Source organism: Alcanivorax quisquiliarum, assembly GCF_023051175.1.
Classification (GTDB): domain Bacteria; phylum Pseudomonadota; class Gammaproteobacteria; order Pseudomonadales; family Alcanivoracaceae; genus Isoalcanivorax; species Isoalcanivorax quisquiliarum.
In genome coordinates this window covers 388434-403713 of sequence record NZ_JALKII010000002.1, presented here as the reverse complement: position 1 = coordinate 403713, position 15280 = coordinate 388434, and the positions used below count along the sequence as shown (strand labels likewise).

Annotated in this window: 14 protein-coding genes; 6 read left to right on the top strand and 8 right to left on the bottom strand. The window is 62.1% G+C overall.

Translation table 11 applies throughout. From position 1 onward, the window contains the following. Positions 1 to 121: 121 nt before the first annotated feature. The 6 genes from MU846_RS04815 to MU846_RS04790 all read left to right on the top strand — a co-directional run bounded on the left by MU846_RS04815 (position 122) and on the right by MU846_RS04790 (position 5383). Positions 122 to 1474: a M16 family metallopeptidase gene (locus tag MU846_RS04815; RefSeq protein WP_246949105.1), complete on the top strand. Its 1353-nt coding sequence runs from the start codon at positions 122 to 124 to the stop codon at positions 1472 to 1474. Next, on the top strand, positions 1467 to 2936 hold the full coding sequence (locus tag MU846_RS04810; protein WP_246949104.1) for a M16 family metallopeptidase: 1470 nt from the start codon (positions 1467 to 1469) through the stop codon (positions 2934 to 2936). The genes MU846_RS04815 and MU846_RS04810 overlap by 8 nt, the downstream gene beginning before the upstream one ends. Beyond that, positions 2933 to 3511 carry a 16S rRNA (guanine(966)-N(2))-methyltransferase RsmD gene (rsmD, locus tag MU846_RS04805; RefSeq protein WP_246949102.1) on the top strand — a complete coding sequence of 193 codons (579 nt, stop codon included), beginning with the start codon at positions 2933 to 2935 and terminating at the stop codon, positions 3509 to 3511. Before MU846_RS04810 ends, rsmD begins: the two co-directional genes overlap by 4 nt. Before the next feature lie 86 nt (positions 3512 to 3597). Then, the gene (locus MU846_RS04800) at positions 3598 to 4398 is read left to right on the top strand and encodes a dienelactone hydrolase family protein (RefSeq protein WP_246949092.1); all 801 of its coding nucleotides are present in this window, start codon (positions 3598 to 3600) and stop codon (positions 4396 to 4398) included. A gap of 5 nt (positions 4399 to 4403) precedes the next feature. Further along, positions 4404 to 4574: a hypothetical protein gene (locus MU846_RS04795; RefSeq protein ID WP_246949090.1), complete on the top strand. Its 171-nt coding sequence runs from the start codon at positions 4404 to 4406 to the stop codon at positions 4572 to 4574. Beyond that, positions 4535 to 5383 (top strand): YheT family hydrolase, encoded by an 849-nt coding sequence (locus MU846_RS04790; protein WP_246949088.1) that lies wholly within the window; start codon positions 4535 to 4537, stop codon positions 5381 to 5383. The genes MU846_RS04795 and MU846_RS04790 overlap by 40 nt, the downstream gene beginning before the upstream one ends. 56 nt (positions 5384 to 5439) lie before the next feature. On the opposite strand, the gene MU846_RS04785 is transcribed toward MU846_RS04790, so the two are convergent. From MU846_RS04785 to MU846_RS04750, 8 genes are all read right to left on the bottom strand, one after another. Continuing rightward, positions 5440 to 6243 carry a hypothetical protein gene (locus tag MU846_RS04785; protein ID WP_246949077.1) on the bottom strand — a complete coding sequence of 268 codons (804 nt, stop codon included), beginning with the start codon at positions 6241 to 6243 and terminating at the stop codon, positions 5440 to 5442. A 149-nt stretch (positions 6244 to 6392) separates the two neighbouring features. Beyond that, complete coding sequence (locus tag MU846_RS04780) at positions 6393 to 7892, bottom strand: sugar ABC transporter ATP-binding protein (protein ID WP_246949074.1); 1500 nt, start codon at positions 7890 to 7892, stop codon at positions 6393 to 6395. Beyond that, positions 7892 to 8995: an SMP-30/gluconolactonase/LRE family protein gene (locus MU846_RS04775; protein ID WP_246949071.1), complete on the bottom strand. Its 1104-nt coding sequence runs from the start codon at positions 8993 to 8995 to the stop codon at positions 7892 to 7894. Before MU846_RS04775 ends, MU846_RS04780 begins: the two co-directional genes overlap by 1 nt. A 5-nt stretch (positions 8996 to 9000) precedes the next feature. Beyond that, positions 9001 to 11124, bottom strand: coding sequence for an ABC transporter permease (locus MU846_RS04770; RefSeq protein WP_246949068.1), 2124 nt, complete (start codon positions 11122 to 11124; stop codon positions 9001 to 9003). A gap of 64 nt (positions 11125 to 11188) precedes the next feature. After that, a complete protein-coding gene (locus MU846_RS04765) occupies positions 11189 to 12103 on the bottom strand; it encodes a sugar ABC transporter substrate-binding protein (protein WP_246949065.1) in 915 nt (304 codons plus the stop codon). Positions 12104 to 12213: 110 nt separating this feature from the next. After that, the gene (locus MU846_RS04760; protein WP_246949057.1) at positions 12214 to 13221 is read right to left on the bottom strand and encodes an ABC transporter permease; all 1008 of its coding nucleotides are present in this window, start codon (positions 13219 to 13221) and stop codon (positions 12214 to 12216) included. Positions 13222 to 13266: 45 nt separating this feature from the next. Further along, a complete protein-coding gene (locus tag MU846_RS04755) occupies positions 13267 to 14034 on the bottom strand; it encodes an enoyl-CoA hydratase/isomerase family protein (protein ID WP_246949053.1) in 768 nt (255 codons plus the stop codon). Next, a complete protein-coding gene (locus tag MU846_RS04750) occupies positions 14031 to 15263 on the bottom strand; it encodes a CaiB/BaiF CoA transferase family protein (protein ID WP_246949051.1) in 1233 nt (410 codons plus the stop codon). The genes MU846_RS04755 and MU846_RS04750 overlap by 4 nt, the downstream gene beginning before the upstream one ends. Positions 15264 to 15280 lie beyond the last annotated feature (17 nt).

Sequence of the window (15280 nt, the reverse complement as noted above, 5' to 3'; positions counted from 1 at the left end):
CGCACGCGAGCCGGGTGATGCGCCGCTGGTCACGGGCGATGCGGCTGGCGCCGGGCTATCCTATCATCCCGCACCAACCTTAGAAATGCGCGCACCTGACGTGCGCCGCAGGGGGAACACCATGCGCACACTCTGGCTGCTGGCGATGTTGCTGGCCAGCACCGCGCCACAAGCCGGCAACTTGCCGCCGACACATGAATGGACATTGGACAACGGGCTGACGGTAATCGTGCGCGAGGATCATCGCGCCCCGGTGGTCACCGTAATGCTCTGGTATCGCGTCGGCAGCATCGACGAGCCGGCCGGCATGACCGGCATCAGCCACATGCTTGAACACATGATGTTCAAGAACACCACGCACCTGGCGCCGGGCGATTACACCTCGCTGGTGTCGCGCTTCGGCGGCCAGACCAATGCCTTCACCTCCTACGAATACACCGGCTATTACCAGCAGTATGAAGCCTCGCGGCTGCCGCTGGCGCTGGAGCTGGAAGCCGAGCGCATGGCCAATCTGGAAATCGATGCGGAAGAATTCAGCCGCGAAGTGCAGGTGGTGTCCGAGGAGCGGCGCCAGCGCACCGACGACAACCCGAACGCGCTGGCCTGGGAGAAATTCAGCGGCATCCTGCGCCCCGGCACCGGCTACGCACACCCGATCATCGGCTGGCGCCGCGAGATCGAGCAGTACCATCCTGACCAGGCCGTAGCGTGGTATCAGCAGTGGTATGCGCCGGGCAACGCCGTGCTGGTGATCGCGGGCGATGTCACCCGCGAGCAGGTGAGCCCGCTGGTGGAGCAGTTCTTTGCACCGATCCCCGCCGGCACCGTGCCGTTTCGCCCGGCACCTCGGCTGGCCGACCCAGCAGGGAGCCGCCATCTGGATCTGGTGCTGCCAGTGCAGGTGCCCGCGCTCTACATGGGCTGGAACGTGCCCTCACTGGCCACTGCCAGCGACAAACACACCTTTTATGTGTTGAGCATGCTTGCCGGCGTGCTGGATGGCGGCAGCAGCGCTCGCATCGAAACCAATCTGGTGCGTGGGCAGCGGCTGGCAGCCGGCGCAGGTGCCGGATATTCCGGCCTGTCCCGTGGCGATGGCGTGTTTACCGTCACCGCCACGCCGGTGCCGGGCGTGTCGCTGGCCTCCTTGCAGCACGCCATCGAAGCCGAGATTGCCCGGCTGGCTGAACACCCGCCGGCCCCGGCAGAGCTGGATCGCGTGCGCGCTCAGGTGCTCTCCGGCCATGTGTTCGGCCAGGATTCGGTGTTCGGTCAGGCCATGGAGCTGGGTTATCTGGCGATGATCGGCGAGGATTGGCGCCTGTCCGCCGAGATGGCCGACGCGCTGGCCCGCGTCACGCCCGAAGAGGTGAGCGCCGCTGCCCGCGAATGGCTGGTGCCGGCGCGCCGCGCTGTCGCCCATGTGATGCCCGAGGTGGCCAGCCCGGCTGATGAGGAGGGCACCCATGAATAAGCTGTATCTGCCGCTCGCTGTGCTGATAGCGCTGGCCGCCTGGCTGCTCTGGCCAACCACACCACAACAGGCCGCCGCCCCGGCGGCCAGCTTCCCCACCACGCTGGAAACGGTCGTGAACGCCATGCCGGCGCGGCGGCAGCTGGATATCCAGCGCTGGCAGACCGACGCCGGCAGCCGCGTGCTGTTTGTACGCACCGAGCAGCTGCCCATGCTGGATGTGCGGCTGGTGTTCGATGCCGGCAGCGCCCGCGACGGCGAGCACGCCGGGCTTGCCTCGCTGACCAACGCCATGCTCGATCAGGGCGCCGATGGCCTTGATGTCGGCGAGATTGCGCGCGGTTTCGAAGACATCGGCGCCGCCTTCGGCACTTCGAGCCATCGCGACATGGCGCTGATTACGCTCACCACCCTCAGCGATGCCGAATTCCGCGAGCCGGCGCTGGCGCTGCTGCGCCGGATCATCCACGCCCCGGATTTCCCCGAGGATGCGCTGGATCGGTTGCGCACCCAGCGCTTGCAAAGCCTGCGCATGCAGCAGCAAGTGCCCGGCCCGCAGCTGGCGCGTGCATTCAATACACTGCTGTTTGGCGAGCACCCCTACGCCATTCCCTCCGGTGGCACCGCGGAAAGCCTGCCAGCGCTGGCGCCGGCACATCTGGCGCGCTTTTATCAGCAGTATTACACCGGCGCCAACGCGGTGATTGCGCTGGTGGGTGATATCACCGAGGAACAGGCGCGCACTATTGCAGAGGCGCTCAGTGAAGCACTGCCGCAAGGTGAGCGGGCAGCGCGCCTGCCGGTGGCGGCAACACTGGTCAAGCGCCGCACTACCCATATTGATTTCCCCTCGTCGCAAACACACATTTCGCTGGGCAACCAGCTGATCCAGCGCGGCCATGAGGACTATGTGCCGTTGTATGTGGGCAATCACATTCTTGGCGGCGGCGGTTTCAGCGCCATCCTGATGGACGAAGTGCGGCAAAAGCGTGGTCTGGTGTATGGCGTTTCCTCGCATATTTCGCCAATGGCCTCCGGCGGGCCGTTTTCGGTATCGCTGCAAACGGCCAACAGCAACGCCGACGATGCTCTGGCGCTGACGCTGGCACTGATTCAGGATTTTGTCGATAACGGCCCGACCCCGGCACAGCTGCAACTGGCCATTGATGACCTCACCGGCAGCTTTGCGCTGGCCACCGCCTCCAACCGCGATATCGTCGGCCAGCTGGGCGCGATGGGCTTTTATGATCTGCCGCTGGGCTATCTTGACGATTTTCAGCACGCCATCGGCGAGGTCACGGCCGAGCAGATCCGCGCCGCGTTTCAGCGCCATCTGAACCCCGAGCACCTGGCCATCGCCAGCATCGGCCCTCGCGCTCCCGATCCCGATGGCAGCGGCACGGAGGCAGAAAAAGAGCCAGAAACGGAAGCGGAAACAGACAGCGGAGCCGCCCGCCAATGAGTGTTCGCAAAGGCAGCGTGCGCATTATCGGCGGCCAGCACCGGGGCCGCCGCTTGCTGTTCACCGATCAGGATGGCGATCTGCGCCCCAGCGGCGACCGGATGCGGGAAACGCTGTTCAACTGGTTGCAATTCAAACTGCTCGACCGACGTGTGCTGGATCTGTTCGCCGGCTCCGGTGCGCTCGCCGCCGAGGCGCTCTCCCGAGGCGCCGCTCATGCTGTCGTGGTCGAGAAAAAACGCGAACGGGCCGCCGATCTTTCCCGTCAGCTCAAGCCAATTTTCGCCGAACGAGTATTCGTGCAGGCTGCCGATGCTCTTGAATGGCTGGCTGGGGATATCCCGCAGGCGCCGTTTGATCTGGTGTTCATCGACCCGCCCTACGACCTGGGGCTGGCCTCCCCCGCCTGCGAGGCGCTGGAGCAGCGCAACCTGCTCAGCACCGAGGCGCTGATTTATGTGGAGTCGCGCCGACATGATCCGGCGCCGGTCGTGCCGGCCAGCTGGCAATTGCTGAAGGAAGCTAGCGGAGGCGACATGCGCGCCCAGCTGTTCCAGCGCTCGGCCGGCCGATAAGCGCGCCATAAATGCGGCAAAGGGCACCGAGGCCACACGGCGAGGGCGCATGGCAAGAACACGGAAAGAACACGGAGAGAAACATCATGAAGCATCTGGCTCTCGCAACAGTCACTGGCCTGGCACTGCTGGGCGGAGGAACGGCCATGGCAGAGACAATCGTTGAAACCGTGCCCTACGAGATCGACGGCGAAGCGTTCGCGGGCCTGCTGGTTTATGACAGCAGCCTCACGGGCACCGCGCCGGGCATCCTGATGGTGCCCAACTGGATGGGGCCGACCGACGACGCCGCACGCAAGGCGGCTCGCGTCGCCGGGGATCGCTATGTAGTGTTGGTGGCCGACATGTATGGCAAGGCAGCGCGGCCACAAAATCAGCAGCAGGCCGCCCAGGCGGCCGCCGCCGTGCGCAGCAATCGCGCCCTCATGCGCCGCCGCGCCACCGTCGCGCTGGATACCCTGCGCACCGTACAGCCCCGCCAGAAGGCGCTAAAAGTGGATAGCACACGTTTGGGCGCGGCAGGGTTCTGCTTCGGCGGCACCAGCGTGCTGGAGCTGGCCCGCGCCGGCGCGGCAATCAGCGGCTTTGTCTCGTTCCATGGCAACCTGGATACCCCTCGCCCTGGCGATACCACAGCGTTACCCGCCCCGGTGCTGGTGCTGCATGGCGCCGATGATCCCTACGTGCCCGCCGAACAGGTGCGCGCCTTTGAGGAAGAAATGCGCAACGCCGGAGCAGATTGGCAACTGGTCAGCTTTGGCGGCGCGGTGCACTCGTTCAGCGACCCGACCGCCAACACGCCGGGGCAGGCTCAATATCATCCGCGTGTGGCCGCCCGCGCCTTCACAATGATGAACCAGTTTTTCGACGAGCAATTTGCACACTGAAGCCGATGACCGCTTTTCGCACTCACCCGATGCTGCGCTCGCCCCACCTGCAAACGCTTTGGGGGCCGCTGCTGCGCCGGCACCGGCCACTGGCGCGCCGTGAGCAGCAACTGGCGCTGCCAGATGGCGATCATCTGTGGCTGGTGTGCCGGCGCCGGGGCAAACCCGCGTGCTGATCCTGCACGGGCTTTCCGGCAGTGCCGAATCACATTATGCACGCGGTATGCAGGCCGAGCTGGCAGCACGGGGCATTCCCAGCGTGGTGATGAATGCGCGGGGCACTGGCCAGCGCCCCAACAATCTGGCGCGGGGTTATCATGCCGGCGAGATTGATGACCTCACTGCCGTTATCCAGCACCTGCACCGTGCCGATCCAGCCGCCGCCATCCCGGTGATCGGTTATTCCATCGGCGGCAGCCGGTTGTTGAACTGGCTGGCGGAACACGCACCTTCGTGCGTGCCGGCAGCGATTGCCGTTTCCGTGCCGCTGGAGCTGGCCCCGTGTGCCACGCGGCTGGAGCAGGGATTCTCAAAACTGTACCGGCGCAACCTGATCGACGAGCTGCTACGCCAGGTGCGCGCCAAACACACCCATCTGGCGCAGAGTGCACCGGATCAGGCCGCCCAGCTGGCTGCGCTGGGCCCGCTTGAGGGCATTCGCACTTTTCGTGATTTTGATAACCGGATTGTGGCGCCGCTGCATGGGTTTCGAGATGCCGAGGATTACTATGCGCGTGCCAGCGCCGGGCCGAAACTATGCCGCATCACCACGCCCACCTTGCTCATTCAGGCGCTGGATGATCCGTTCATGCCCACTGGCATGGCCCCTGGCCCAGCGGACGTGAGCAGCGCCGTAGCGCTGGATCTTCAGCGCTACGGCGGGCATGTGGGGTTTGTCAGTGGCAGCGCTCGCCAGCCTCGATACTGGCTGGAGGAGCGCATCCCGGCGTTCCTGCAATCCTGCCACGTGCCGGGGTTTGGCTAGCAACGGCCGGGCGGCCGTTGCTGATTTGCTCAGGCTATTTGCCTTGATTCTCTTGTTCAGAAGAACAGTTTTGCCATCAGGTACGGCGAGGTGCGCGAGTAATCGCCACCGGCCGGATCATCATAGCTGGCGTGCTCCAGACGAATACCCAGCTGCAATTGGCCTTTGTTCATCACATCGAACAGCAGATCGGTTTGCGACAGAATATTGGTGCCGAAATCATCGGTGGATTTGACCAGCACCAGCCCGTCGAAATGCGCGCCGACACGGCCGATGTTGAACGGCGCCAGCCACACGATGCGCGTCAGCCACTTGGTGCCGTCATCCACATTGGTTTTGCGCGCCAGAAAATCAATTTCGAAGAACTGGGTGCCGGGCACGGCAAGATCCAGCGAAATACCGGCGTTATCGGAGTAGAAATCGCCGTAGCTCCCCTGCTCGCGCCGGTAGGAAAAATACGCATTACGAATAAAGGATTCGCCATTGGCAATGTTTTTCAAGCCCGGCAGAAATACCCGTGGCTGATACACAAAGAACGACTGGTGTTTGGTGTCGGCACCGAACGAGCCCGCCGCGCCACCGCCCACGTCATCACCGTGGAAAATATCCATGGCGAGATAATTGTCACCGTACTGCCAGCCACTGAAATGCTCTGCACGGAATACTGTCAGGTCTTCATCAGCGGTGCCATAGCCGTTGAACGCATCGGCTTTGGCTTTGTTGGTACTGAACAACTGGATGTTGGTCATGGAGAAGCCTTCGGCCTGCGCCAGGCCGGTGGTCGCGCACCAGGCCAGCAAGGATACGCCGGCCACTTTGCATAGCCCCTTGAAAGAACGGAGATTACGGGTCGTTTTCATGATGAATATCCTTTTTTGTTAGACGTTTATTGGAACCTGGTTACTGTTTCCGCCTGCGGCCAGACACCTTTCTTCAGGCACAGCACTCCCGTTCGCGGGTCGTGCTGCGACCCGCGTCAATGTATTTGCGAGAGAGCGCTTTCCCGGCGCTAGTGCACAGCGGCGTACATGATTTTTTCTTCGGTAGCGGTATCCGGCTGGAATTCTTCCACCACCCGGCCCTGACGTGTGACCAGAATGCGATCCGAGAGCGATAGAATTTCCGGTAAGTTGGACGAAATGACCCACACCACCAGGCCATCATCCGCGAGCTGATTGATAAGCTGGTGAATCTCCGCGATGGCACCGACATCCACGCCGCGTGTCGGCTCATCAAAGATGATCACCCGTGGTTTCTGCACCAGCGTTTTCGCGATCACCACCTTTTGCTGGTTGCCGCCTGAAAGCTCGATCACCCGCGCATCGCCGCTGATGGCCCGCACATTGAGCGCTTTTCGCCAATGCTCGGCGACCACCGCCACTTCGCTGTAGGTGATGACCTTGGGCACAGCTTCGCGAGACGCGAGCTTGCCGGCAAAGATGTTTTCCGAGATCGACAAGGTTTCAAAAAAACCTTCCAGCTTGCGGTCTTCGGTGACATACATGATGCCGTCACGAACCGCTGGCCGGGGGGTGCGATAGCGCACCGGCTCGCCATCGAGAAACACCTCGCCGCCGTGCAGGAAATCCCGCTTCAGCACACCGGCCACCACCTTCGCGGCTTCCGTGCGGCCGGAGCCGACCAGCCCGAACATGCCGGTGACCTGTCCCTCGTAGAGGGAAAAGGCGGTGTTCTTCACCATCGAGCCCATGGAAAGATTCTGGATACTCAGCACCTTTTTGCCTGCCGGGCGCGGCTTGCGGTGTGCACCAATGCCGCTGTACAGCTCTTGCGACAGATCCCGGCCCACCATCGCCTTGATCACATCATCCTGCGTCAGCTCGGCGGCCGGCGCGGTGAGCACATGCTCGCCATCTCGCAGCACGGTGATGCGATCGGAAATCGCCAGCGCTTCTTCCAAGGCGTGCGAGATAAAGACAATCGCTACGCCTTGCTTTTTCAGCCGCTCCACCAGGCCAAAGAAGTGATGTTTTTCCTCCGGTGTGAGTGTTGCTGTGGGCTCGTCAAACACGATCAGGCGTGCTTTGTGTTGCAGCGCTCGGGCAATCTCCACCATCTGCCGCTCTGCCGCGCCCAGCTGCGATACCAGCTTGGTCGGCTCGACGTTGAAGTTCAGCGTCTGCAAAAACTGCTGTGCGGAAATATACAGCCCGCGCAGGCGGTTGAAGAACGGCTCGCGGCCAAGGTACAGGTTCTGCGCCACCGTCAACGACGGCACCAGACTGGTTTCCTGAAAGACCATGGCAAAGCCATGCCGCAACGCCTCGTTCGGCGTCTCGAAGCGCATTGGCTCGCCGTCGATCAACAGGTTGCCGGCGGTGGGCACTACCGCGCCGGCCATCATCTTGGTCAGCGTGGATTTGCCCGCGCCGTTCTCACCCAGCAGCGACAATGTTTCGCCGGGATAAATACTCAGGCTGACATCCTTGATCGCCGGCACACCGCGATATTCCTTGGTGATATTTTGCAGCTCAATCAGCGGCTTCATCAGGCTTCTCCCGTCACATCGCTGGCCAGGCCAAGAATGCAGTGGCCCCCTTTGCTGGCGACCAGCAATTGTTCGCCGTGCTCCAGTGCGCTGGTGACGCCATGGCGGGTGCCATCAGCGCGGCTGTGCAGGCTGAAGCGCGGCTGCCAGGCGCCGTCCAGGCGCACTAGCAGGCCATAGGAACGTGTTGGTGCCCACGGCTTGAGAATGCCCATGGATTTGATCGCACCGCCTTGCAACGGCTCGCGGAAATCGCGGCCGCTTTCCAGCGCTGGCGCCACCCAGAAACGCTGATCGATATCGGCAATCATGCGCAGCCGGTATTCTTTTTCCCGCAGTACGAATTCCACCAGCTGGCTGCGTGGTGCAAACAGCGCCAGCCAGTATCCGCCACCTTTGGCCGGCACAAGGCGGCCCGGATAGCCCGGCAGATCGGTGAGCAGATCGCTGCTTCGGGGCGCGCCAGCGCCAGTTGCAATACGGCGCAGCCGATGGCGCCAGCTCTCGCTGATGATCAGCGAGCCGTCGATGTCCTGTGCCACCCCGGCCGGCCACGCCAACCCGGTGGCAAGGCAAGCACTTTCGCCGCCGGCAAGATCAAGCCGCCAGACACTGCCAGAGCAGCCTTTCATCATCAGATCACGCTGCCATTGATCGCAGCGGTGCTCGGCGGAGCCTTCCAGCACGATCAGGCCGGTTTCGCCGTCGGCCAGCAACGCGGTGGGACAAAAGCCGCGATATCGGCCCAGCCCGGTCAAGACGCGGCTGTGGGAACCATCAACACGCAGTAGCTGGCCATCGACCAGCGCCACGGCCAGGCCGCCATCCGGCAGCGATGTCATGGCAGTCACAGCAGCCTCGAATTCGATCCAGGGCGTCAACGCACCCGACGCTGCATCCAGCCGCAACAGGCGCGCACCGCTGCTGCACAACAGCTCGCCGCCGTGGCACACCAGATTGTCCGGCGCCTGCACTTGCGCCAGTACGCTGGCGTGCTCAAGCAGAGTGTTCGGCCGCAAGGCGCCGTCCATCGGCGGCAGCGTCACGGCGGCTTCACCGCGCCCGAGCAGGCAATCCGTGAACCGTCTGAATTTCGTTACCATCGCCGTCACTTTGCGCCTCCCCAATAACTGGCCACGCCTGTCCATTCCGGATCGGCATCGTCGAGCTTGTATTTGCCGATCCGGTTGTTCAGCAGGCCGCCGAGATACAGATAGCCCTTGTGCTCACGCATGGAGGTGATCATCGGGTGGTTTTCGCCGCTGAGATCCCACAGGGTGTCCAGCACCTTGCCGGCTTCATCGAACTTCAGCACACAGCCGGTATTGATGTTCGGAAAGATCAGCTCCTGCGGTGAAATGCGCCGCGCCATGCGCCGCCGGAAACCGGGCATCTTCAATGCCAGATCCATGGATGGCGTGCGCATCCCCACCAGCGCCAGCCAGTAGCTGCCATCCGATGCGCGGTTGATGTTGTCGGGATAGCCCGGCAGATTGTCGATCACGTTTTCCACCGTGCCGGCCTTGTCACCCGCAAACCAGTAGCGGCTGATACGGCAGGCCCAGGTTTCGGCAAAGAAGAACGACTGGCCATCGTGCGCCATGCAGATGCCGTTCGGGAAAATCAGGTTACGCAGTACCGTGCGCGTGCGGTTGGTGGCCGGGTCGTAGCAGATGATGCGGCCGTTGCCACGGCTTTCCAGTGCGTCATAGGCCCAGTTCGACATGCCGTAGCGAATCGTTGCTTCACTGAAAAACACGCGCCCGTCCGGCGCCACGTCAAGGTCATCGGCCAACTTCAGGCGCGAATCATCAATGATCGACCAGGGCGTGCGGTTGGTTTCATCGGTCATCTTGCGAATTTCGGCATCGGGCGTGATCAGATACAGCCCCATGCCCGCCACGCACACCAGCAGATTGCCTTCGCGATCGAATGCCAGCCCCAGCGGGTGCCCGCCGGTATGGGCAAAGATTTCCGGCGTGTCGTAATCCGGTGCGCGGAACCGCACGATGTCACCAAAGCGCGTGCCGGTATACAGGTGCCCGTCGCGATCGAAAATGACGTCCTCCGGGCCTTCCACTTCACCCAGGCCGATCAGTCTCACATCACGCAGCTTGTCGTTTTGCGCGTAAGGGGAATCCGCACCGGGATCGGTGGCCGGGCACGGCGGCAGGGCCAGATACGCCGGCGACACATACACCTTGGCCAGCAGCTTGTAGCGGTTTTTCAGCCAGCGCACATCAATTGCGATGGCGGCCAGCAGGATGATGCCCAGCGCCAGCGGCGCCGCGCCGCTTTGAAAGCCGAGCCGCACCAGGCCGTTGGTAATCAGCAGCACGATCACTGCACCCATCAGCGCCTTGGTGGCCGAACCCCGGCCACCGCCGAGGCTATTGCCGCCGACCACGGCGGCGGTCAGCGCCATGATTTCCAAACCGATGCCGGTATCGGAGCCGGCGCTGTTGAGGCGTGCCGCAAACAGCGCCCCGGCAACACCACACAGAGCGCCGGAGATCACGTAGCTGATGCAGACCATGCGCCGCACCGGAATGCCGACGTTATAAGCAGATTTGCGAGAGCCACCGATGGCCATGATGTGCCAACCCGGCCGCGTGCGGCTCAGGAACAGGTGCACCACGATCACCAGCGCCACCGCCAGCAGGAAGCTGAACGGAATCCCCATCGGCGAACCGATACCGATATATTCCCAGATCATCGATTCCGGCATCGCCATGGAAATATCCACGGCGTACTGAAGCAGCAGCATGTCCACCAGCGCGCGCACGATAATCAGTGTCACCAGCGTGGTGATGAAAGCGCGCAAGCCGAGATAGCCGATCAGAATACCATTGAGCAGCCCCACCAGAGCACAGGCCACGACCACCAATGGCATCGCCACGCCCACCGGCAGGCCAACCAGGTTCATCAGATACAGCGCGACAAAATTGCCAAGCGCATAATTGGAGCCCACGCTCAGATCTATCCCGCCCCCTACCATGACAATCATCATTGCCATGACAATGAACATGAACTCGCCGAGCTGGCGTGTGGTGTCGCTCATGCTGGATAACGAGTAGAAATCGGGAATGACTTGCCCGAACACTACTATCGTTACCACCAGCGCCAGAAACGGCACCATGTTGTCAATCCAGTTCTTGGACAGGATTTCTCCCACCACATGATCCGGAATGTACTTGTTCCGCCACCGGGTCAATGTTTCTTGCACCGACATTTTGTCCTTCTCCTCACTACCTGGCTGGCCTGTACCGCTACCGGTGTACGCGCTCGCCCGTTATTTATTTGTAATCACTGAGCTTCCAGCAGGAGTTTTCTGTCAGGTTGTCAGCATCAATGACGTTTACCGCCGTCATACGATCCAGGCGCTCGCCACCCGGACGGATATCTTCCGTGAGGATCTTGCGCACCAGCTCGGCGATATCGGTGGATTGTTCACGCACGTTGTAAGTCATGTATTTGTCGAACGTGCCGTTGGCAATGTTGTCGCAGGCCGCAGTCTGCTCTGTGCCGCCGTTGGTGATCAGCAGCACTTTGTTGTCGCCACGCTGGCGCCGGATGGCCGCTGCGGAGCCGACCGCCTGGCCGTCCCAGAAATCGATCACGGCACACAGATCGTTATGCTGCTTGAGCACGGTGTCGGTGATGGCGCGCGCTTGCGACGGGTCCCAGTTTGCCGCCTGGCTCGATACCACGGTGATGTCCTCGCGGCCTTCAAGCGCAGCGTTGATGCCTTCCATCTGATAGACCGACGAGGCAGAGGTGAGCGGGCCTTGCACCAGGCTGACCTTGCCGGACTGGCCGCTGCCTTCGCCACAGGATTCGATGGCGGATTCCGCCATGGCGCGGCCGATGCCAACCCAGTCAGCACCGACAAACGCAGTCGTTTCCACACTGGAGCGCATATTGATCTGGAGCACCGGTATGCCTTCGCCTTCCGCACGGCGCAGCAAGCGCGCATAGGACTGCACGTCCGGGTTCTGCACCATCAGCAGATCCGGTTTTTGCGAGATCAGCGATACCAGTGCCTGGGCGCCGGTGGCGGTGCTCCAGTTGGGATCGCGCACGATAATATTCAGGCCCTCTGGCTCCAGCTCTTTCTTGAGCATGTTGTACCAGCCATCAGTGAGATCGTAGCCCAGCGAAGTCGGCACAAACGCCAGCGTCTTGCCAGCCAGCGGCTTGTCGTCGGCCATCGCTGCACCCGATAAACCGGTGCACGCCAAAGCAGTAGCAAAAGCAGCCGCGAGGATCGTCGTGTTATTCTTCATATCTCTTCTCCGAACACGTTTAGCGTATGAATGCGTCAGATATCGCCTTGCTGGGCGGTCTGTTCATCGCGTGGGTTGATGAGGCTGTCGAAAATCAGCGCCGCCAGCAAAATGGCGCCCTTGATAAAGTTCTGCACCGTGTACTCGATATTCATGATGGTCATGCCGTTGAGCAGAATGCCGATCAGCATGGTGCCAACCACCACGTTTCGTACCCCGCCCTTGCCACCGCTGAGCCCGATGCCGCCCAGCACGACCACAAGAATCACGTCGTAGATCATGGTGGAGTTGACGATGCGGGTGTTCATCGAATCAACCGATGCCGCCGTCACCAGCCCGGCAACAAATCCGATCAGCGCCACCACACCATATTGCGTCACCAGCATGGGGCGCGTGGGCACGCCGGTAATGCGCGCCGCGTGATAGTTATCGCCCATGTAATAGGTGTAGCGACCGAAGCGGGTGTAGCGCAGCACCAGCGTGGCCGCCAGCGCAAACAGCACGAACACGATTACCGGTGCCGGTATGCCGAACACTTCGCCCTGGCCCAGCGCACCAAACCAGCCCGGATCAGCCGGCATGTAAATCACATCGGCGGGGATCAGCGCGATACGGCCGAAGCCGTACACCAGCGTGCCCATGGCCAGGGTACAAAACAGCGCCGGGATTTCCGCGTAGGCGATCAGCCAGCCGTTGAGCACGCCGATGCCCACCGCCAGCAACATGCCGTATAGCAGCGCCATCTCCACACTCAGGCCGCCACGGATCAAGGTCAGCGACCAGGCCACCGAAATCGCCATGGTGGCAATCAGCGACAGATCGATACCACGCCCGATAACCACCAGTGCCATAGCCAGGCCAAGCACGCCCAGCACGGAGACGTTGTAAAGTAGGCCGAGCAGGTTATCGACGGAGGCAAAGCCGTTCAGTGTCAGGCTGAAAGTCACAAACAGCACCACGGCTAACAGGAATACGATCTTTTCCTGCGTCAGTGATAACCACTGCATTTTTGAAAATCGGGAAAGCACGGTGTTGTTACTCATTGTTATCCTCATGCACTCTTTGGCGGGCAGCCTGGCGCCACCGCATCAGTCATACGTTGCTTGCCGGCGCTGGCTGAATGCCTCAAGCCCGGCCTGCGCATCGGCGCTGGTAAAGGCCTCCTGGCCGAGCACGGCTTCGCGAGCAAACGCATCCGCCAGGCCGAGATCACCCAGCTCCAGCACAGCGCGCTTGATGAGCTGCACGGCAGTGGGGCTCAGCGCGGCAATTTTTTCTGCTTGCGCCATCGCGGCCGGCAGCACTTCGTCCGCCGGCAGCACCTGGTTCAGTACGCCGAATTCCAGCAGCCGAGCGGCACTGAAACGATCCGCTGTCAGCAGCAGCTCCATCGCCTGCGCGTAAGGAATCTGCCGCGCCAGCCGCACCAGGGTGCCGCCGGCAGGCACCACGCCAATACCCGGCTCCGGCAGCGCGAACACCGCTTCGCTGGAGGCAATGCGCAGATCGGTGCCAAGCATGATTTCAAAGCCGCCGCCCATGCACAGGCCGTTGATGGCCGCGATGACCGGCTTGGTAATGCGGCCGGTCTTCAGGTGTGCACCATCCCACTGTGAAATATCGAAACGCCCGCTGGCCAGCGCCGGGATCGATTCGGTGAGATCGGCGCCGACACAAAAGGCACGCTCGCCGGCACCGGTGAGCACAATCACCCGCACTGCATCATCCTGCTGGGCGCGCTCGAACGCGGCGCCCAGATCGTCGTACATGGCCAGCGTCAGCGCGTTGAGCTTGTCCGGGCGATCAAAATGCACCAGCGCAATCCGGCCCTGCACCTCATAGCGGATATAGCTCATATCACACCGCCTTCGCGCAATTGCGTCAGCTCATCATCAGACAGCCCCAGCCAACCACCGAGCACGTCATCGGTATGCTGACCCAGCAACGGCGCCTCGCCACCCACTTGTGCGGGTGTTTCCGACAGCTTGATCGGCGAGCCGAACACATCGAAGCTGGCACCACCTAGCAAGGTTTGCGTCATCATGCCGCGTGCCAGAATGTGCGGATCGGCCACCACCTCGGCCACATCCTTGATCGGTGACAACGGAAAGCGATCACCCGCCATGGTTTCCAGCTCGGCCTTGGTGCGCGTGGCAAACCAGCGCTCCACCGCCGGCTTCACCAGCGTTTCATAGGTATCGGTTTCAAAACGCTGCTCCATGGTTTGCATCGCCGGGTGTTCCAACAGCTCGGGCTCACCGAAGGTGTTGCACGCCTCGCGCCAGAATTTATCGGTATAGCCGCCGAAGAAAACGTAACCGTCCTTGCAGGGGAAGCGCCCGTAAGGCCGCACAAAAGGATGGTCGTTACCCAGCGGTCCCGGCACCACACCGCTACAGGTGTAATTGACGATTGCGTTTTCCGTCAGCGACATCACTGCATCCTGCTGGGAAATATCCACCAGCTGGCCCTGGCCACTGCGCTCGACTTCGCGCAGCGCCGCGAGGATGCCGATCACCGCATACAACGAGGCCGCCAGATCACCGATGATGGTGCCGACCCGCGTCGGCTCCCCCGCCGGGCCATTGATCGACCAGAGGCCGCCCGCCGCCTGGGCGCTGTTGTCGTACGCCGGCAGCGACGAGTTCGGCCCTTGCTGGCCGAAGCCGCTGATGCCGGCATAAACCAGGCGCGGATTCACCTCGCGCAGCACTTCGTATGACAGCCCGAGGCGCGCCATCACGCCAGGGCGGAAGTTTTCCACTACCACATCCGCCTTGGCCGCCATCTGCTTGAACAGCGCCTTGGCGGCGGGCTGTTTCAGATCAAGTGAGATGCCTTCCTTATGCCGGTTGTACTGCGCAAAGAAACCGCTCTGCCGGCCCTGCTCCACTTCCCGAAAAGGCGGGAAGTCGCGCACATAATCCGGGTCGGACGGATTCTCGATCTTGATGACTCGCGCACCCAGATCCGCCAGCAGCATGGTGCAATAAGGCCCGGCCACCACACGGGTGACATCCAGCACCACGATGCCACTGAGTGGCCCCGGCCGTCGGGCCGGTGAACTCGCGTCAGGGTTTTGCATAACAAGGCTCCCACAAA